The following is an 18,156-nucleotide window of genomic DNA, read 5'->3' on the forward strand; positions in this document are numbered from 1 at the left end:
AGTATTATTTTTCTTTCGCGCTGCCATTTTCATTCAGCAAAAAGCTCAGCAGCTGCCCAACCAAAGGGCCGGCCACGCGGCCGCCGCTCTCGCCGCCTTCGATGAAGCAGACGACGGCATAACGAGGCTTTGACGCCGGTGCGTAACCGGCAAACACGGCGTGATCCTTGCCGTGATCGTGCTGGACCGTACCGGTTTTGCCCGCAATTTCCACACCGGACACTGCGGCGCGATGACCGGTGCCGCCTTTGGCAACCACCGCCCGCAGCCCGGCCTTGACCAGTTGCAGATACTCCGGACGAAGCCCGGTAGGTTGTCCCTCTACTTCCGCCGTTTTCAACACGTGCGGACGATAGAAAACGCCGCCGTTGGCGATAGTCGCGTAGACGCTGGCCATCTGCAGCGGCGTGAGCAGCACAAAGCCCTGCCCGATCGACATGTTGACCGAATCGCCCTTGAACCAGCTCTGGCGCATCGTTTTTTTCTTCCACTCGGGCCCCGGCAGGATGCCCGCGGCCTCGCCGGGAAGATCGATGCCCAGCGGGCGGCCGAGAGCGAAACGTTCTCCCACGTCATCGTACCTTTTCACGCCGACCATCTGGCTGGTCTCGTAAAAATAGACGTCGCACGAATCGCGCAGCGCCCGCACGAAAGTCTCCCGACCGTGTCCGCCGCGCCGCCAGCAATGATACAAATTCCCGCCCAGGCGAAAAACTCCGGAGCAGTGAACCGACGTGTTTTTGTCTACCACACCGGATTCAAGCGCCGCGTAGCCGGTCACCGCTTTAAATATGGAACCGGGCGAGTACTGCCCGCTGATGGCCCGATTCAACAAGGGGCGGGAGCTGTCGAGATTCAGGCCGGCCCATTCAGTCCCGGACACCCCCCAAGCCAGCGGATTCGGATCATAAGAAGGATTCGACCACATCACGATCACTTCGCCGTTGTTCACGTCGAGAGCCACCATCACGCCATTGTAATCCTTCATGAGATCCGAGGCATAACTCTGTGCGCTCAGATCGATCGTCAGCGTCAGATCCTGTCCGATGCCCGGCATCGTTTCATTCAGCGTGCGGCGCTGACGGCCGCGGGCGTCCACTTCTACCGCCCGTTCGCCGATGGAGCCGCGCAAAACGTCTTCATAATATTTCTCTACGCCGGATTTACCGATCACGTCGCCGCCGATGTAGCTTTTGTTTTCATCAGTTTCAACGCTGCGCAGCTCCTGTTCGGAAATTTCGCCCACGTATCCCACCACGTGGGACGCCAAGGGACCGGCGGGATAAGTGCGGCGCCACACCGGCAGCGGGAACAGCACTTCGGGAAATTCAGGATCTTCCATCAGGCTGGTCATCTGCAGCAGCGTCAGATTCGAGACCAGCGAAATAGCCCGATACGGAGCCCAGTAAAGATTTTTGACGCGCTGTTCGAGCTTCTCCGGATCGTGAGGCAGGCGGGCACGCTGTAAAGCGCCAAGCAGTTTTTGTTTGACCTCGTCGCGCTGCAGGTCCAGCGGATAGCCCATGATATCGAACGTCATCACGTTCAGAGCCAGCGGCAGTCCCTTGCGGTCATAGATCTGCCCGCGAGCCGGCGGCATGCGGATCAGCCGAAGGCGGTTCTTCAGCGCCAGCCCTACGTAGCGGTCGGACCAGAGCACCTGAAAAAGCGCCAGCGCGATCGCCAAAACCACAAAGGATCCGGCCACGACGGCACGCCAGAAATTCAAGCGCGTGTCAGACAGCAGGCGCTGGGTCGGTTGTTCAGAAAGATTTTTCGTCATGAAGGCGAGACCTCACGAGCGCCAAAAAGATCAGCACCGCGGCGTTCGCGATCCATTGCACGCCGATGACGAGCCCGATCCGACCGGCCAGGACGCCGGTATCCCAAAAGAGCAGTCGCGACAGCGTCATCACGGCGCAGAGCAATGTCGTGATGACCACATAGGGCAGCGTTCGGCGGTTGGCCGAGGGAATCTGGAACCATGCCCAATGCGCAGCCAGAACCGCCGCCGTATAAAGAGCGCCATACAGCCCCGGCACTCCGATCCAGCGCAGGTCCATCAGCAGGCCGCCACACAGCGCCGCGGCGAACCATCGCCAAGGCACGCTCGGCTGCTTCTCCCGGGTCACGCACCAGATCAGCATCATCAGATAGATTTCCGGCGCCAGAAAGGTCTGAGTCATCATGATCTGCACAATGTCCTGAGCGTACCAGCCGAAAATCAGCGCCAGAAAATTTTTCATGGCTGCAAACCTCCCAGCACGGACACGTATTGAAGTCTGAACAGATCGGCGCCTGTCTTGACGCGGAACTCATCGACGCCCGCGGTCACCGTCCGTCGTTCCGAAGTCAGCTCGCCTACCGGCAGTCCGACCGGCAGCCGGCTGCCCAAAACGGTCAGGATCTTCATTCCCGGCTTGTAATCGCCGTCGGAAGGCAGATACCTGACCCACACGCCGCCTTCGTTGTCCCCCGTGACGACGCCGATCTCGCGCGTCTCTTCCACGACCACGGGAACGTAAAAGCCGGCGCTGGTGACCAAACGTACCCAGGCGCTACCGCCGCTCTGCGAGGTGATCACGCCGACCAGATCGGAGCCGTCGAGCACGGCGCAACCGGGATCATACCTCTCGTCGCCGGTGCCGATGCGTAGTTCTTCCCACCACATACTGGGGTCGCGAAAAATGATCGGGAAACGATTGCCGGGACGGGCACGCCGCTTAAACTCCGCCGAGATTTCCTCTCCCGATTGCAGGCGCAGCGCGCGATTCTCTTCGCGCAGCTCCTCCAGCTCCATCAGCAGATCCCGACGTTCCGTGGTCCAACGACGGAATCGCTCGACGCGATCGATCACAAAAACGGCCGGTTTCTCAAGCGGGGCCAGCACCGATGCGGTTACATCCATGGCATGGCGCGTCCGCCCGCTTCCAGTCGCTCCCAAGGCGAGAAACACGCAGGCGACGACACAGATCAGGCCGATAACCAACTCCCGTTCAAAGTTCCAGCGCTCTGCCATGATCGGGACTCGTTAGAGCTGGCTCTTGTGGACGGTCGTGAGGATCCTTTTCATTTCTCCCAAATTCTGCAGCGTCAGTCCCACGCCGTTGGCGACCGCGTGAATAGGCTCCTCGGAAAGGATCACGGGAGCGTTCAGCACCCGCGTCAGTTTTTCCGGCAGGCCGCGCAGCTGCGAAGCGCCTCCGGTCAACACGATGCCGTTGTCTACGATGTCGCGGGAGAGCTCCGGCGGCGTCTGTTCAAGAGCCACTTTCACCATGTCCTCGATGCGGGAGACGATCGGCAGCAGCACCTCGCGGACTTCCACCGAACTGACGCGGCTCACCTTGGGCAGGCCGTCGGCCAGGTCCCGCCCTTTCACTTCCATCTCAAGCTCTTCCTTGAGCGGCAGCACCGAACCGATCTCGTTTTTTACGTTTTCGGCCGTGCTTTCGCCGATCAGCAGCGCGTGCTTCTGCCGGAACAGCCCGATGATCGCCTCGTCCATGCTGTCGCCGGCGATGCGCAGCGAATTGCTCACCACCAGGCCGCCCAAGGAAATGACGGCCACTTCGCTGGTGCCGGAACCGATGTCGAGCACCATGCTGCCCTCCGGCGCGTTGATTGGCAGCCCGGCGCCGAGCGCCGCCGCCAGCGGCTCGTCGAGAATGTACGCTTCGCGCGCGCCGGCGCCCAGAGCGGCGTCGACGACCGCGCGGCGTTCAACCTCGGTGACCCGCGCGGGCACGGAAACGACGACTTGCGGATTGGAAAAATGTCCGGCCGCGCAGGCTTTGGAGATAAAATGGCGCAGCACGGCCTCGGTCATGTCGAAATTGGCGATGACGCCGTCGCGCAACGGCCGGATCACCGAGACGCCCATAGGCGTTTTGCCGATCATCGCCTTCGCCTCGCGGCCGTAAGCGATCACTTCCACGCCGCCGCCGCGCGGCAGTTTGCGCACCGCCACGCAGGAAGGTTCGTCGAAAACGATTCCCCGGTCGCTCTGAAAAACGACCACATTGGCGGTGCCAAGATCGACGCCTACGCCAACGCCGCCGGATCTTCCGAAAAGAGCCACGATTGTTCCTCCTCAACAGTTCTTTTTCCGCGCGGAAAAGAACGATTTCACTGTTTTACCGCGGCAGCATTCAACACCACGTCTTTGCCCGTGCTGCCGTCGCCAGGAATGCGGCGGATCCCGCCGCCGCCGGCAATGTAATGTCCATAATAACCGATCTGAAGCACCTGAAGCATTTTTGCCACCGAGCGCGACAGAAAAAGATCGTCGTCGCTCGGCGTCAGGCCGCCGTCGGGATGGTTATGCACAAGCGCCAGCGCCGCGCAGTTCAGCCGCACGGCGCGGCGCATCAGATAGGGGGCGTCCAGCACCGCGCCGTCGACGCCGCCGTACGAGAGACGTTCGTCCGCGATAGGAACGTCTTTACGATCCAGATAGATGGCGATGATGAATTCGCGTTCGTCCGCCGACAGCTGCCGGGCCCAAAATTCAAGACGGCTTTTCAGGTCGTCGCGGCGCTCCTCTTCGTCCGCTGCCCGCCGCCCCAGTTCAAGCGCCGCCAGCAGCGTCACCGCCTTGGCGAGGCCGACTCCTTTGACGCTGTCGCAGGGGCGGCTTCGCCCCGCCAGTTCCAAGGCGTGAGCGCGGGACAGATTTTTCAGCGAGCCGTATTTGTTCAGCAACTCCCGCGACATTTCGATCACGTTGCAGCCCTCGCGCCCCGTACCGAAAAGGATCGCCAGCAGTTCCTCCGTCTTCAGAGCTTCGGGGCCGCGGGCCACGAGCCGTTCGCGCGGGCGTTCGCTGGCGTTCATCTCGAGTGCCATCGGTTCAGCCCTTCAAAAAGGGGTTCCACTCGCGCTCTTTCTGGAGCGTCGTCTCGGGCCCATGGCCGGGAAGCACGGGCATGTCGCCTGCAATGGCGTTGAGACGGGCCAGCGAGCGGGACATGGCCTCGCTGTCGCCGCCGCTCAGATCGGTGCGGCCGATGCTGCGGGCAAAAAGCGTGTCGCCGGAAACGAGCAGTTTTTCCCCGCCCTGCTCGGCGATGTAGCAGGTGCTGCCTTTTGTGTGCCCCGGCGTGTGCAGCGCCGTCAGCGAGATACCGCCGACGGAAAAAACGTCGCCGTCGCGCACAAGGCGGTCGGGCTGCACCGCTTCGATCTCGCAGCCGAACTCGCTGGCCAGATTCCGGTTGGGATCCGCGAGCAGCGGTTCGTCGTCCGCCGGCACGTACAACACGGCGCCGGTCGCTTCCTTCAGCGCCGCGCAGCCAAGGATGTGATCCATGTGGCCGTGGGTCAGGACGATCGCCGCCAGCTTCAGCCGCTCGTTGCGCAGGTAACCCAACACGTCGGCGGGATCGCCGCCGGCGTCGATGCAGAAAGCCGTGCCGCGGCCGTCGTCGATCACGTAAGAATTGGTCCACAGCGGGCCAAGAGGAATGCGTTTGTAATTCATGACTCTTTCTCTCTCTCCGGAGTATCGATAATCAGCGTGACGGGTCCGTCGTTGACGATATTCACCGTCATCATGGTCTGAAACACGCCCGTCTCGGCGGGAATGCCCCGAGAACGGACGCAGGCGACGAATTTCTCGTAAAGCGCGTCGGCCTGCTCGGGCCGCGCCGCCTCCGAAAAGGACGGGCGGCGGCCGCGGCGGCAGTCGCCGTACAGCGTAAACTGGGAAACGATCAGCATCGCTCCGCCCACGTCGGCCAGCGATCGATTCAATTTGCCGTTCTCGTCTTCGAACACGCGCAGTCCCGCAATTTTGTCGGCCAGCCAGCGGGCGTCGGCTTCGGTGTCGCCGTGCGTCACGCCCAGCAGCACGCAGAAGCCTCTGCCGATGGCGCCGACGCGAGCGCCTTCGGAATCGACGGAGGACGAGGTCACCCTCTGCACCACAGCTCTCATGTTCTACCCCCTGTATACGTCGATCACGTCGCGGATGCCGTTCAGCCGCGCGATGATGGAATACAGCTGTTCCAGATCCTGCACGGCGATATCCATTTTCATGCGAGAATTGCCGCTGCCCATCTGGCTGGCCATCACCGACGTGATGTTGATGCCGCCGTTGCCGCAGACCTGGGCGATGTCGCCGAAAAGTCCGGGGCGGTCGAGCGCGTCGATGATGATGCGCGCGTCGTACTTTTTCCGGTCGGTGTTGCCCCATGTGACGGGGATCAGGCGCTCGGGCGCGGCTTTTTCGAGGCGCGGGCAATTTTCGCGATGGACCATGATGCCGCGCACCTTCGTGGAAAATCCCACGATGGCGTCGCCGGGCACAGGCTGACAGCAGTGAGCCAGCGTCACAACGATACCGGATGCGCCTTCGACGATCACGTCGGCCCCTTTTTGAGCGAAGCTGTGAGGCTTCTGCCCCACCGCTTCCGGGACCTGCGGTATCGCCTCGGAGACGGGCGTGTTCAGCGCCACGCAGACTCTCTGGGCGATGCCCGCCGGCCCAATCGCGCCGGAACCGATCGCCGCCAGTACGTCGTCGGCGTTATTGCAGCTTACGTCGTGAGCGATGCGGCTGATGCAGGGGATGACTTCGTCCACGGGTTTGAAATTCTCGCCGAGGCGCGTCTTCAATTCCCGCTCCAGCAGTTCGCGGCCGCGCTGGATGTTCTCGTTTTTCTCCTGCGAATCGAGGCGCTTGAAGTAGCTGCGGATACGGCTTTTCGCCTTGCTGCTCTTGACGAAATTGGCCCAGTCGCGCGAAGGCTTTCCCTGCGGCGAAGTCATGATCTTGACGATGTCGCCGTTGTGCAGTACGTAGTCGGCGGCGACGATGCGGTTGTTGACCATGGCGCCCACGTACTGTTCGCCGATGCGGCTGTGCACGGCATAAGCGAAGTCCACGGGACAGCTGCCGCGGGGCAGGCTCTTCACGTCGCCCTCGGGCGTGAAGACGAACACGTCCGACGTCAGCACATCGTCGCGCAGGCGTTCCATAAACTCCTGGCTGTTGGTCTCCGGCCCGTTCTCGAGGGTCTTGCGGATCCATTCGAGCTTCTGATCCAGCTCGTCGATGTGCCCCTGACCTTCCTTATAGCGCCAGTGAGCGGCCACGCCGTACTCGGCCAGCCAGTGCATCTCCCACGTGCGGATCTGCACTTCCAGCGGCTCGCCCTGCGGCCCCATGACCGTGGTGTGGAGGGAACGGTACATGTTGTTCTTGGGGTTGGCGATGTAATCGTCAAACTGTCCGGGGATCGGTTTCCACAGCGTGTGGACGATGCCGAGGACGGTGTAGCAGGTCGTCACGTCGTTCACGATGACTCTCAGAGCCAGAAGATCGTAAAGTTGCTCCACCGACAGTTTCTTGCGGTTCATCTTCTCGAAGATGCTGTAGAAGTGTTTGGCCCGCCCCTTGATGTGAGCCTCGATGCTCATGCTCTTGAGCCGTTCGCCCAGGGTCTCCATGGCTTGGTTGACGATGGCTTCGCGCTCCGGCAGGCGTTTTTTGACGCGCCGCTTGATGTCGTAATACATGGTCGGATCATAATACTTGAAGGCAAGATCCTCGAGCGTGCGCTTGACCTGATAGATGCCGAGCCGGTGCGCCAGCGGCGCGTAGATCTCCAGCGTCTCCTTGGCGATGCGCTGCTGTTTGTCGCGGCGCAGAGCGCCGAGGCTGCGCATGTTGTGCGTGCGGTCGGCCAGCTTGATGAGGACGACGCGGATGTCCTTGGCCATAACGAGGAACATCTTGCGCAGGTTTTCCGCCTGATAGTCCTCGAAAGTCTTGAACGGCAGCTTGCCCAGCTTGGTGACGCCGTCCACGAGCATCTCCACGGTCGGTCCAAAACGATTTTTCATCTCGTCGGCGGTCACGGGCGTGTCTTCAAGCACGTCGTGCAGCAGGCCGGCCTGCAATGTCGGCAGGTCCATGCGCATGTCGGCGAGGATGGACGTGACGTACACAGGGTGAATGACGTAGGGCTCGCCGGAGGCGCGCATCTGATCGCCGTGTGCCTGCGCGGCAAACACCAACGCCTCGCCGAGCTGCTTGAGATCGTCATGCGACAGGTAGCGCGACGCCTTGCCCCACAGTTCCTGCCAGGCGAAGCTGACGGTCACTGAACGCTGAGGCACCGGCAGGCGTCCCATGTAACTGTCGCGCAGCATATTCAGCTCTTTTTTGAGCGCCGCACCGGGATCTTCCCGCGCCGCAACGGCAGTGCCGATCCCTTTGCCAGCGGAAGCCAAGGGATTGACGCGGGAAACGGCGAACTTGAAAGTTTCCGTCTCGGGACGGCGCGGCGCTTCCGCGCCTCCCTGCGTGACGGGCGCGCCGAGCTCTTCCGTATTTTTTTTCCGGTTGCGCGCGGCCGCGGCGGCAACCGTATCTTCCGTCAACGCCATGCTCCTCACTCCCTCGCGCTTTTATTTTTCCCCGCGAAACGCCGGCGGGCGCTTCCGCTGCTTTCTCATGAGATCAGGCCACGACAATGCCTTCAACGATGTACTGCAGGCTGACGCGCCCCTGCCAGAGATTCGGACGGGGACGGTAGAGCCAACCACGGATACCTTCCGTGCGTTCGATCTGCTCGGCGCCGTTGAAGGCGATCAGCGCGTTGCCGCCAAAAAGCACGCGGGTATGCAGGCCGCGCTTGCCCAACGGCGCATATGTCGTGCGGGAATCCAGCGGCACGAAAAAGGCCGGCAGAGGGTTGCCGTTGCCAAAGGGCCCGATGCGCTGCACCTCGTCCCATGCCGCGCCGGTGATCCGATCGGGTTCGAACTCGATCACCTCTTCGGGCGTTTTTTCAACTTTGATATTCTGAAGCAGACTGTTCAGCTCCCGCTCCAGGCGGGGCCATTTGAGCTGATCGACGGAGAATCCCGCGGCGCTTTTGTGCCCGCCCCAGGCGTCGAGCAGATCGTCGAGGCTTTTCAGCAGTTCCACCGCGTTGGCGCCGCTGGGCACGCGCAGGGTGCCGCGGATGCCGCCGCCCGACGGCGCGGCCAGCGCGAAGGCCTTGTTGTGTTCGCTGCACAGACGGCTGGCGATCGCGCTCAAGATCCCCACCGGCCAGCTGCCGTTGAACAGGACCTGCGACCGCTCGCCCTGCTCCAGACCGGCGTTGATGCTCGAGCAGATCGCCGCGGAAATATCGCGGCGGCGGCGGTTGAGATCCAGCAGCTGATCGACGCTGCGCTGCAGTTCCAGCGGCGTTCCCAATCCGGAGAGCACGTTGACCGCGACGTCGGCCACCTGCACGCGCCCGGCGGCGTTGAGGCAGGGGATCACCTTCATGGACAGACGATTTTCGTCGATCATCGAGTCGGGTTCGTTCGGGCACAGGGAGCGGAGCAGTTCGCGCAGCCCGCGGCGCGGAGCGCGGCGCATCATCTTGATGCCTTCGCGCGTCAGCGAGCGGTTCAGCGGCCCCAGCGGCATGCAGTCGGACACCGTAGCCAGCGCGGCCAGCTGAAGCATGCCGGCCAGGCGGCTTTCGGGCAAAATATGCGCCTGCCAGGCCCAACACCACAAAACGGCTGTCGCGCAAAGCCGTTTGGCTTCGGCGTCGCCGTCCATCTGGGGATTGACCAATGATTCGAGCCGGACGATGTCGCCTTCCACGGCATGGTGGTCGAAGATCAACACGTTCATCCCGGCGGTGCGCGCCATCTCTACGGCTTCCACGTCCTTCGAACCGCAGTCCGTCACGATCAGCGTGTCGAAACCGTCGGCGATGATGCGGCGCATGCTCGCAGGATGCAGGCCGTAACCTTCGGAACGGCGGTCGGGGATGTAATAGACCGCCTCGGACGCGCCGCTCTGCTGCGCCAGTTCAAGCGCGATCACCGTGGACGAGACGCCGTCCACGTCGTAGTCTCCGTAAACGAAAACTCTTTTTCCGGGCACCGCCTTCAGCCACAGCTCCCGCGCCGCCGGGGCCGCGCGTCCGAGAAAAAGCTCGTCCAACTGCCGGCGAAGATCGGGGACGTTCAGCAGCTGCTGGAATTGTTCCTCGCCCGCCGCTCGGCTGTCCAGCACCGCGGCGGCCAGCTCAGAACATTCCAGCCGGCGGGCGAGATCGCGGGTCTTCTCGCCGGGCTGGTAAATATCCAAATCATTGAACGAACACACAGGGATCAACGCAAACAGTCCTTCCTCGACGAAGCCGCCGGCGACCCCGGCGGCGGCCGTTTTTTGATTTACAGCGACGTGCCGTTTTCGATGAAAGTGATCTCTTCCTGAGACGCGCCGGCGGCCTTCATCGCCGCCAGCAGCGCGCCGCGCTCCTTCTCCAGCGCGGCGATGCGGCGGCGGGCACGCTCGATCTCACGACGGCTGCGGAACCGGCCTTCCCATGAAGCGGCCAGCGAGATCAGCCACATCACGACGATGCCGAAGAAAAACAAAAAGACCTCCCAGAGTCCCTGAGGCAGCGCGAAGTCCCAGGCCAAAAAGCGCACCGCCAGAATATCCTGATTCTGCACCGCATAAGTCGCCGCCCAGATGGCGACGAAGCCAAGCCCCAGCCCGTAACTTCTCATCAGGCACTCCTCCTTCGCCGCGCCTTTTCATGCGCGTTGAAATTTTGCGCCGGACAAAAACGGCGACCGACAATACCAGGAACATTTTACCAGATTTGCGCTCACAAAACCGCAGTAACATCAAGTTTTCTTCACGGCGAACCAATTTTCCCGTCCGTACGGGGATTCTCTTTCGCATCGCATTTTCTGCAGCGGCAAAAGCGCCGAACGAAATCCGCCGTCCCCGAAATTTTCAAACGAAAAAACCCGTCCGGATCTTTCCGAACGGGTTTCGTTGTCTATGTTATTTTTCGGGAGAGAGCTCATGCCACAGGCACAGGATCGACGTCGTCACGCAGACGGAGCTGAAGCCGCCGACGACGATGCCCGCCATGATGGCCAGCGAAAAACCGGCCAGGACCGGACCGCCCCAGACGTAGAACGCCAGCACCGGGAAGAACGTGGTCAGCGACGTGTTGATCGTGCGGGCCAGCGTCTGGTTGATGGAATTGTCCAGCAGCTGCGGCATTCCCACCTTGGGCAGGCTGTGCCAGTTTTCGCGCACGCGGTCCAAAATGACGATGGTGTTGTTCAGCGAATAGCCGATCGTCGTCAGAATGGCGGCGATGAACGTCATGCCCAGCTCCACGCGCAGCAGGCTGAACAGGCCCAGCGTCAGCAGCGTGTCGTGGATCAGCGCCAGCACGCTGACCAGCGCGAAGCGGAAGCGGAAGCGGAGCGTGATGTACAGCAAAATGCCCGCCAGCGCGATCGTCGAGGCCAAAATGGCTTGGTTGCGCAGTTCCGATCCGACCGTGGGGCCGACCATTTCGAAGTTGACCAACTTGACGCTGCCCGTATGGAGCGCGTCCACCGCCTTGATGATCTTGTCGCGCAGTTCAGCCGGCGTCAGCTCGCTGCTACCCTGCAGACGGATCATCACGCCCTTGTCGCTGTACGACTGGATCACGGCGCTGCCGTAGCCAACTTTCGTCATGGCTTCGCGCACCTGGCCGACCTCGACCGCTTCGGGGAATTCGATCTGGAGCAGATTGCCGCCCGTGAAGTCAATGCCGAGGTTGAAGCCGCGGAACGCCACCAGCCCCAGACTGCCCAGCACGAAGAACGCCGCGATCGTCAGCCAGACCTTACGATAACGCATAAAAGGGATATTCGATCTCATTTTTCGCTCCGCTCCTTACTTGCGCGCCTGAAAGGTCTTGCTTCCGTAGTTCACCATGAGCTGCAGCATCACGCGGTTGACCACCAGCGCGCTGAAAAGGCTGGCGATGATGCCGAGCGTCAGCGTCATGGCGAAGCCGCGCAGAGGGCCGCTGCCGTAGTAATACAGAACGGCGGCGGCGATGACCGTGGTGATGTTGGAGTCAAGGATGGTCGTCAGCGCGTTGCTGAACCCCGAAGTCAGCGCCGCGTTGGGCGTTTTGCCGGCGCGCATTTCTTCCTTGATGCGCTCGAAGATCAGGATGTTGCTGTCTACGGCCATGCCGATGGTGAGGATGATGCCGGCGATGCCGGGCAACGTCAGCGTGGCCTTGAACGCCATCAGCAGGGCGAAGAGCACCAGCAGCGTCGTGCACAGCGACAGATCGGCCGTGACGCCCCACAGACGGTAGTAAACGAGCATGAAAAGGAACACGGCTGCCAGGCCGATCATGCCCGCATAAGCGCCGGCTTTGATCGAATCGGAACCCAGCGACGGTCCCACGGAACGGTTTTCGAGAATCGACACGTTCACGGGCAGAGCGCCGGCGCGGAGCATGACCGCCAACCCCTTGGCCTCTTCCACGGAGAAATGCCCCGTGATCTGCGCTTTGCCGCCGGAAATACGCTCGTTGACGCGGGGGGCCGAGATGACCGAGCCGTCGAGCACCATGGCCAATTGACGGCCGACGGTCGCCTCCGTCGCCTTTTCAAAAAGCTCCGAGCCAGTGCTGTTGAACTCGAGGGAAACGTCGGGACGTCCCAGCTGGTCGAAGCCGGACGTGGCGTTGCTCAGCTCGTTGCCCGTCAGCATCGGCCTGCCGAGCAGATAAATGGAACCGCTGTCGTCGCTGGCGACGATCTGTCCTTCTTCGCCCTTGAAGTCCTTGGCCTGCTCCATGGCCTTGGCCTGGCTCGCTTCGAGCTGAACCTTGTAATCGTTCCAGCGTTTGACGGCGGCGTTGAACTCTTCGTCGCTGTCGTAGTTCTTGCGCTCCGCCTGCGGCGGCAGGGGCGCGGCGCTGTAAAGCGTCTGCACCACTTCGCGGAATTCCAGCAAAGCGGTGCTGCCGATCAGTTTCAGAGCCGCCTGAGGGTCTTCCACGCCGGGAAGATCGACGATCATGCGGTCGGCGCCCTGCTTCTGCAGCGTCGGCTCAGTCAGGCCGTACTGATTCACTCGCTTCTCGAGCACCGTGCGCAGACGGTCAAGACTATCGGGCGTCAACGGCACGTCCTTGGTGCCGCTGGCCTGAAGCACGATATGAGCGCCGCCGCGAAGGTCCAGGCCCAAATTCACTTTGCCGCGCAGAACCACCACAGCCGAAATTGCGATGACGGCCGCCATGAAAATCAGCCGCCAACGATCCTTTCTCAACATTTTTATACCTCCCAGAAGAAGTCATTCCTGCAATAAGCAAAAAAAGAGGCGGACGAGGTAATCCATCCGCCCCAAGCAAAAATGCCTTATTGTTTGTCCTCGGCCGCGGGCGCTTCTTCGGGCGTGGCAGGTACGTCGGCTTTTGCGGCCTCTTCGGCCTTGGGAGCCGCCTTGGGCGCTTCGGGGTTGATCTTCGTGGAGATGGAGCTCTTCAGCACACGCGCCACAAGGCCTTCGGCGATCTCGATGATGACGCTGTCATCCTTCACTTCGCGGACGATGCCGAAGAAGCCCCCGGCGGTAATGACGCGGTCGCCGCGCTGCAAGCTGTTGACGAGGCTGTCGTGGGTCTTCTGACGTTTCTTCTGAGGACGAAGGATGAAGAAATAGAAAATCACCACGAAAATGATCAGCGGGAAAAACGCCTGCAACGCGCTGCCGCCCTGAGCAGCTGGAGCCGCCGCAGGAGCGTCGGCCGCAAAGGCCGCACCGGCCAAGAGAAGGGCGAAAAGCGAAGCGAACAGAGTCTTTTTCATGTACTGAAACCTCCTAAAAGTTTTTTCTCTCAACTAAAAACACGAGCCACATTTTAACATGCGAAGACACGTTTTTACAAATGACGAGGCCGGAGCTCAAAAGCTCTGCTTTTTCTTCTGTTCAGAGGCTTTCAGCTTGAAAAGCAGCTTCTCCAGCTCGATGAAAATATCCACGTCTTTGACCTGAACGCCGGGAGGCGCCTGCAAGACCACGGCCGAAAAGTTGAGCACGCCCTCGATCTTCCCAGTGCCGACCGCTATGTCGAGCACTGCCTGAGCCACCTGCGGCGGGACGGTCAGGATCAGCACGGTGATGTTCTTTTCCGCGATCACCCGCGGCAGGTCGTCGATATGATAGCAGAGTTTCCCGGCGTAGCTGCGCCCGACTTTGTCGGGGTTGGAGTCGAAAACGGCCGTCACCTCGTAGTTCTCGCTGAGGAACGAGCGGTGATTCAGCAGGGCTTCGCCCAGACGACCGATGCCTACCAGACCGATGCGCCACATTTCGAACGGCGCCAGGATGCCGGCCAGATCTTCCAGAAGACGGCCGACGTCGTAACCGACGCCTCGTTTGCCGAACTCGCCCAGATAGGACAGATCCTTGCGGACCTGGCTGGACTTCAGGCGCAGCATTTCGCCGATCTCCTTGGAAGAGACCACCGGCACGCCGTCGTCCACAAGGCGCATCAGCAGGCGCCGGTACGCGACAAGACGACCGACGGTCGGATCGGTGATCCGTTCTTTTTTCGACGGGATCAGGAATCCCATTTCGTTCACGCCCGTTTCATCTGGCGCAGCGGAAGGTGGACAGCCCGGCGTAGGGGGCTTCGCCTTCCAGCGCCTCCTCGATGCGAAGCAGCTGATTGTATTTGGCGATGCGGTCCATGCGGGCGGGGGCCCCCGTCTTGATCTGTCCGGCCGCGGTCGCCACCGCCAGATCGGCGATGAAGCTGTCGTCGGTCTCCCCGGAACGGTGCGACACGACCCAGCTGTAACCGGCATCACGAGCCATGCCGATGACGTCGAGCGTCTCGGAGACGGAGCCGATCTGATTCAGCTTGATCAGGATCGAGTTGCCCGCGCCGCTCTCGATTCCTTTGGCAAGACGTTCGGGATTGGTGACGAAAAGATCGTCGCCGACGAGCTGCACTTTGCCGCCCAGCTTTTCGGTGAGCAGCTTCCACCCCTCCCAGTCCTCCTCGTTCATGCCGTCCTCGATGGAGACGATCGGGAAGTCGGCGCAGAGCTGCGCGTAGTAATCGGCCAGTTCGGCGGCCGTGAAGTCGCGCCCTTCGCCCTTGAAGTGATACGTGCCCCCGGAGTACAGTTCGGAGATGGCCACGTCGCAGGCGATCGAGATCTGCGTGCCCGGTTCGTAGCCGGCCGCTTCGATCGCCTTGACAAGATATTCGAAACCCATGCGGTTGCTGGAAAAGTTCGGGGCGAAGCCGCCCTCGTCTCCCAGCCCGGTGCTGAAGCCTTCTTTGACGAGGATCTTTTTCAGGGCGTGATACGTTTCCGCGCCCATGCGCAGGGCCTCGCGGAAGGATTCGGCGCCGTGGGGGACGATCATGAACTCCTGAATGTCGAGGTTGTTGTCGGCGTGCGCGCCGCCGTTGATGACGTTCATCATCGGCGCAGGCAGCGTCTTGGCGTTCAGGCCGCCGACATAGTCCCACAGGGGCATGTCATGGTCCATGGCCGCAGCGCGGGTCACCGCCATGGAAACGCCGAGGATGGCGTTCGCGCCGAGACGCCCCTTGTTGGGCGTGCCGTCGAGATCGAGCATGACGCGGTCCACGGCGCGAAGATCGTCGGCGTCCATGCCGCAGATCTCGGGAGCGATCACGTCGTTGACGTTTTTGACGGCGTTCTGAACGCCCTTGCCGCCGTAACGGCTGCCGCCGTCGCGCAGTTCCACGGCTTCGAACGTTCCCGTGGAGGCGCCGGAAGGAACGCCGGCGCGCGCGATCTCGCCGGTCTCGAGGCCGACTTCGACCTCGACCGTAGGATTGCCGCGGGAATCCAGGATTTCTCTTGCATGTACGCCTACGATTGCGCTCATCTTAATTTAAACTCCTCTCAGAATTTTTTCGTGTACCGAAAACAAAAGCATCGCCGCAAAGAGGCGGGATTGTTAACTGTTAGGAAGAAAGGACAAACAGGAAAAAAACAGCGTTTGACACGGAAACGCCCGGCGGTTTACTTTCGGATACAATGCTCCGCGCAAAACAAAAAAGAGCGGCCGACCGTTCACGCGAGCCGCGGTATCTTAATGCCCGCCTGCGCTTCCTTCCCAAGGATTCTCGTCGGGTTCGACTCTCCGCTCGCCGCGCATCTCGCAGGCGACCGTACCGCGGCGGCGAAGCGCCGCTTCGTCGTCCACAAGGACGGCGGCCATAATGACGCGCCGGGGGAAAGCCACCTCGATCAGGTCCCCCGCTTTGACGTCGCTGGCCGGTTTGACCTTCCGGCCGTTGACGCGCACCGCGCCGACCTCGATCATTTCCTGCGCCGCGGTGCGGCGCTTCACCAGCTGCGAAAGCTTCAGGAACTTGTCCAGTCGAATCACGCGCATCGCCTCATTTCCGAAGATTACAACGATGTTTTATTATAGCAGTTTTTTCACAAAGTGTTCATCTTTCATGAGGAAGCTATTAACGTTTCAGCTCCGCGGCCAGAGCCCAGTACTCGGTCAGTTCCTCCGGCGAGGCTTCGCCGCGGAACATCATGGCTTTAAGTTGAATGTAGCGGGCCTGTTTGACTCGGCGTCCCTGATCGGAACTCAGTTTCTGCCATTTTTCCATGTCAGTGCCGGACAACGTGTCGCAGAACGAAGCGCCGCCGGAGATGGCCGACATGGGAAAATGATCTCCCATCTCCAGCCAGCGATGCTCAAGGCTTTCCGGCTGTTCGCCCGTCAGCAACGCACCGGCGATGCCTTTGAGACGGGGGTCCTGAAACATGCGGATCACTTCCGCCACAGATGCCGACATACGCAGCTCGCGGCTGATCCAGAGCAGGTAAAGCAGCCCCGTCTCCGCCGGATCGCAGTTTGACGGCGTTTCCGAAACGGCCGTTTCGGGCTCGAGCGGCTGCATGTCGCCGCCCAGGCTTTCTTCCGTACGAGGGCTGAGGCGGCGGCCGCGGCGCAGCCGGTTCAGTTCCGATGCCAGCTGATAATCGGGCAGCCCCACGGCATGGCCGATCTCCTGCATATAAGGCGCCAGCTCCACAGCCGTCAGCTGCGCCATGCCCTCCAGCAGCTCTTCTGCCGCTTTGGCCTGACCTTCTTTTTCGGCCGCCGCCTTGAAAAGGCCGATGTGATGGAGCACCAGCGGCTTGGCGTCTTCCACCGCCTTGTCGAAGAGTTCCTCGCCGCCTTCGCTCTGCAGCATCTCGTCGGGATCCTTGCCGCCGGGGAACAGCACCACGAACACCTGAAGCCCGGCGCGCTGCAGAATGTACATGCCGCGCAGCGTCGCGTTCTGCCCGGCCGTGTCGGAGTCGTAGCAGATATAACATGTGTCGGCAAATCGTTTCAACAATGACGCCTGTTCTTCCGTCAGCGACGTGCCCAGCGAAGCGACGGTCTCCCTGTGACCGTGCATGTGCAGGCGGATGGCGTCCATGTAACCTTCGACGAGGATCGAACGTCCTTTTTCGCGGATCGCGCTCTTGGCCTTGTCCAGCAAATAGAGATTTTCCTTTTTGTTGTAGAGCGGTCCTTCCGGGCTGTTCAGGTATTTGGCGCCCTCGCCGTCGACGATGCGGCCGCCCAGAGCGATGGCGCGTCCGGACACGTTGCGGATAGGAAAGATCACGCGTCCGCGGAAGCGGTCGTAGCAGCCCTTTTCGCCCTGGATCACGAGCCCGCACTTGAGCAGCTGTTCCTGCGTGACGCCTTCGCGGCGCAGGGCGTCGTTCAGAGCCCGCCACGCCGACGGCGACCACCCCAGTTCGAAGGCGTCGGCATCCTTCGCGGACAGGTTGCGGCGGCTCAGATAGCCTTTGCCGACGGCGCCGGCCGCGCCTTTCAATTCGGCACGGTAAAAGTCGACGGCCATTTCCATGACCGCATAGAGATCCGTCGTCTGCCCGCGGTTTTTCCGCCGCGGGATCTCGATGCCGGCACGCCGCCCAAGATATTCGAGCGCTTCGGGAAAGCTCAGTCCTTCCTTTTCCATGACGAAACTGAAAACGTCGCCGCCCTTGCCGCAGCCGAAACAATGCCAGGTGCCGCGATCGGGCGAGACGATGAACGACGGCGTCTTCTCGTCGTGAAAAGGGCAAAGGCCGCTGTAATTACGTCCCTTTTTCACGAGCCGCACCGAATCGCCCACCAGTTCCACGATGTCGACGGCGTCCTTTATTTTCGCGACGATTTCGTCGGCCATGAGCGTTCACCTCTCAGATTTTGAAATCCGACAGAAAAAGCGGAGAGAGCTTTCGCGCCCTCCCCGCTTTTATTTTAGCTTTTTCTTTTCGTCCTGTCGAGAACGC

Annotated in this window: 17 protein-coding genes; all 17 read right to left on the reverse strand. The window is 61.4% G+C overall.

Annotated features, from left to right (window positions below):
- Positions 1–4: 4 nt before the first annotated feature.
- On the reverse strand, positions 5–1,783 hold the full coding sequence (gene mrdA, locus B0D78_RS04500) for a penicillin-binding protein 2 (protein WP_078015799.1): 1,779 nt from the start codon (positions 1,781–1,783) through the stop codon (positions 5–7).
- Entirely contained in the window at positions 1,764–2,246 is a 483-nt protein-coding gene (locus B0D78_RS04505) for a hypothetical protein (protein ID WP_078015800.1), read from the reverse strand. Before B0D78_RS04505 ends, mrdA begins: the two co-directional genes overlap by 20 nt.
- Positions 2,243–3,019, reverse strand: coding sequence for a rod shape-determining protein MreC (mreC, locus tag B0D78_RS04510; RefSeq protein ID WP_078015801.1), 777 nt, complete (start codon positions 3,017–3,019; stop codon positions 2,243–2,245). Before mreC ends, B0D78_RS04505 begins: the two co-directional genes overlap by 4 nt.
- A 12-nt stretch (positions 3,020–3,031) precedes the next feature.
- Complete coding sequence (gene mreB, locus B0D78_RS04515) at positions 3,032–4,081, reverse strand: rod shape-determining protein (RefSeq protein WP_078015802.1); 1,050 nt, start codon at positions 4,079–4,081, stop codon at positions 3,032–3,034.
- A 47-nt stretch (positions 4,082–4,128) separates the two neighbouring features.
- Positions 4,129–4,848, reverse strand: coding sequence for a JAB domain-containing protein (locus B0D78_RS04520; RefSeq protein WP_078015803.1), 720 nt, complete (start codon positions 4,846–4,848; stop codon positions 4,129–4,131).
- A gap of 4 nt (positions 4,849–4,852) precedes the next feature.
- Complete coding sequence (locus tag B0D78_RS04525) at positions 4,853–5,482, reverse strand: MBL fold metallo-hydrolase (RefSeq protein ID WP_078015804.1); 630 nt, start codon at positions 5,480–5,482, stop codon at positions 4,853–4,855.
- Positions 5,479–5,937 (reverse strand): D-aminoacyl-tRNA deacylase, encoded by a 459-nt coding sequence (dtd, locus tag B0D78_RS04530; protein ID WP_078015805.1) that lies wholly within the window; start codon positions 5,935–5,937, stop codon positions 5,479–5,481. Before dtd ends, B0D78_RS04525 begins: the two co-directional genes overlap by 4 nt.
- 3 nt (positions 5,938–5,940) lie before the next feature.
- A complete protein-coding gene (locus B0D78_RS04535; protein ID WP_143521725.1) occupies positions 5,941–8,394 on the reverse strand; it encodes a RelA/SpoT family protein in 2,454 nt (817 codons plus the stop codon).
- 73 nt (positions 8,395–8,467) lie between these two features.
- Positions 8,468–10,126: a DHH family phosphoesterase gene (locus tag B0D78_RS04540; protein WP_240496118.1), complete on the reverse strand. Its 1,659-nt coding sequence runs from the start codon at positions 10,124–10,126 to the stop codon at positions 8,468–8,470.
- 68 nt (positions 10,127–10,194) lie between these two features.
- Positions 10,195–10,536, reverse strand: a complete 342-nt coding sequence (locus B0D78_RS04545) for a lipopolysaccharide assembly protein LapA domain-containing protein (RefSeq protein ID WP_078015807.1) — start codon at positions 10,534–10,536, stop codon at positions 10,195–10,197.
- Between the two features lie 283 nt (positions 10,537–10,819).
- Entirely contained in the window at positions 10,820–11,698 is an 879-nt protein-coding gene (secF, locus tag B0D78_RS04550) for a protein translocase subunit SecF (protein WP_078015808.1), read from the reverse strand.
- A 15-nt stretch (positions 11,699–11,713) separates the two neighbouring features.
- A complete protein-coding gene (secD, locus tag B0D78_RS04555) occupies positions 11,714–13,117 on the reverse strand; it encodes a protein translocase subunit SecD (protein ID WP_078015809.1) in 1,404 nt (467 codons plus the stop codon).
- Positions 13,118–13,203: 86 nt separating this feature from the next.
- Entirely contained in the window at positions 13,204–13,653 is a 450-nt protein-coding gene (yajC, locus tag B0D78_RS04560; protein WP_078015810.1) for a preprotein translocase subunit YajC, read from the reverse strand.
- 96 nt (positions 13,654–13,749) lie between these two features.
- Positions 13,750–14,421: a redox-sensing transcriptional repressor Rex gene (locus B0D78_RS04565; RefSeq protein WP_168170006.1), complete on the reverse strand. Its 672-nt coding sequence runs from the start codon at positions 14,419–14,421 to the stop codon at positions 13,750–13,752.
- 16 nt (positions 14,422–14,437) lie between these two features.
- Positions 14,438–15,718 (reverse strand): phosphopyruvate hydratase, encoded by a 1,281-nt coding sequence (eno, locus tag B0D78_RS04570; RefSeq protein ID WP_078015812.1) that lies wholly within the window; start codon positions 15,716–15,718, stop codon positions 14,438–14,440.
- Between the two features lie 207 nt (positions 15,719–15,925).
- Positions 15,926–16,222 carry a S4 domain-containing protein gene (locus tag B0D78_RS04575; RefSeq protein WP_078015848.1) on the reverse strand — a complete coding sequence of 99 codons (297 nt, stop codon included), beginning with the start codon at positions 16,220–16,222 and terminating at the stop codon, positions 15,926–15,928.
- 88 nt (positions 16,223–16,310) lie between these two features.
- Entirely contained in the window at positions 16,311–18,050 is a 1,740-nt protein-coding gene (gene dnaG, locus B0D78_RS04580) for a DNA primase (RefSeq protein ID WP_078015813.1), read from the reverse strand.
- Between the last annotated feature and the right edge of the window lie 106 nt (positions 18,051–18,156).

The organism is Pyramidobacter sp. C12-8 (assembly GCF_002007215.1).
GTDB lineage: Bacteria > Synergistota > Synergistia > Synergistales > Dethiosulfovibrionaceae > Pyramidobacter.

What these genes read in the sequence shown, in the direction of transcription:
- B0D78_RS04525 (WP_078015804.1), bottom strand. Translation starts at nt 5,482, where the DNA reads ATGAATTACAAACGCATTCCTCTTGGCCCGCTGTGGACCAATTCTTAC.
- dnaG (WP_078015813.1), bottom strand. Translation starts at nt 18,050, where the DNA reads ATGGCCGACGAAATCGTCGCGAAAATAAAGGACGCCGTCGACATCGTG.
- secF (WP_078015808.1), bottom strand. Translation starts at nt 11,698, where the DNA reads ATGAGATCGAATATCCCTTTTATGCGTTATCGTAAGGTCTGGCTGACG.
- B0D78_RS04505 (WP_078015800.1), bottom strand. Translation starts at nt 2,246, where the DNA reads ATGAAAAATTTTCTGGCGCTGATTTTCGGCTGGTACGCTCAGGACATT.
- dtd (WP_078015805.1), bottom strand. Translation starts at nt 5,937, where the DNA reads ATGAGAGCTGTGGTGCAGAGGGTGACCTCGTCCTCCGTCGATTCCGAA.
- yajC (WP_078015810.1), bottom strand. Translation starts at nt 13,653, where the DNA reads ATGAAAAAGACTCTGTTCGCTTCGCTTTTCGCCCTTCTCTTGGCCGGT.
- mreC (WP_078015801.1), bottom strand. Translation starts at nt 3,019, where the DNA reads ATGGCAGAGCGCTGGAACTTTGAACGGGAGTTGGTTATCGGCCTGATC.
- secD (WP_078015809.1), bottom strand. Translation starts at nt 13,117, where the DNA reads ATGTTGAGAAAGGATCGTTGGCGGCTGATTTTCATGGCGGCCGTCATC.
- eno (WP_078015812.1), bottom strand. Translation starts at nt 15,718, where the DNA reads ATGAGCGCAATCGTAGGCGTACATGCAAGAGAAATCCTGGATTCCCGC.
- B0D78_RS04565 (WP_168170006.1), bottom strand. Translation starts at nt 14,421, where the DNA reads ATGGGATTCCTGATCCCGTCGAAAAAAGAACGGATCACCGATCCGACC.
- B0D78_RS04545 (WP_078015807.1), bottom strand. Translation starts at nt 10,536, where the DNA reads ATGAGAAGTTACGGGCTGGGGCTTGGCTTCGTCGCCATCTGGGCGGCG.
- mrdA (WP_078015799.1), bottom strand. Translation starts at nt 1,783, where the DNA reads ATGACGAAAAATCTTTCTGAACAACCGACCCAGCGCCTGCTGTCTGAC.
- B0D78_RS04535 (WP_143521725.1), bottom strand. Translation starts at nt 8,394, where the DNA reads ATGGCGTTGACGGAAGATACGGTTGCCGCCGCGGCCGCGCGCAACCGG.
- B0D78_RS04520 (WP_078015803.1), bottom strand. Translation starts at nt 4,848, where the DNA reads ATGGCACTCGAGATGAACGCCAGCGAACGCCCGCGCGAACGGCTCGTG.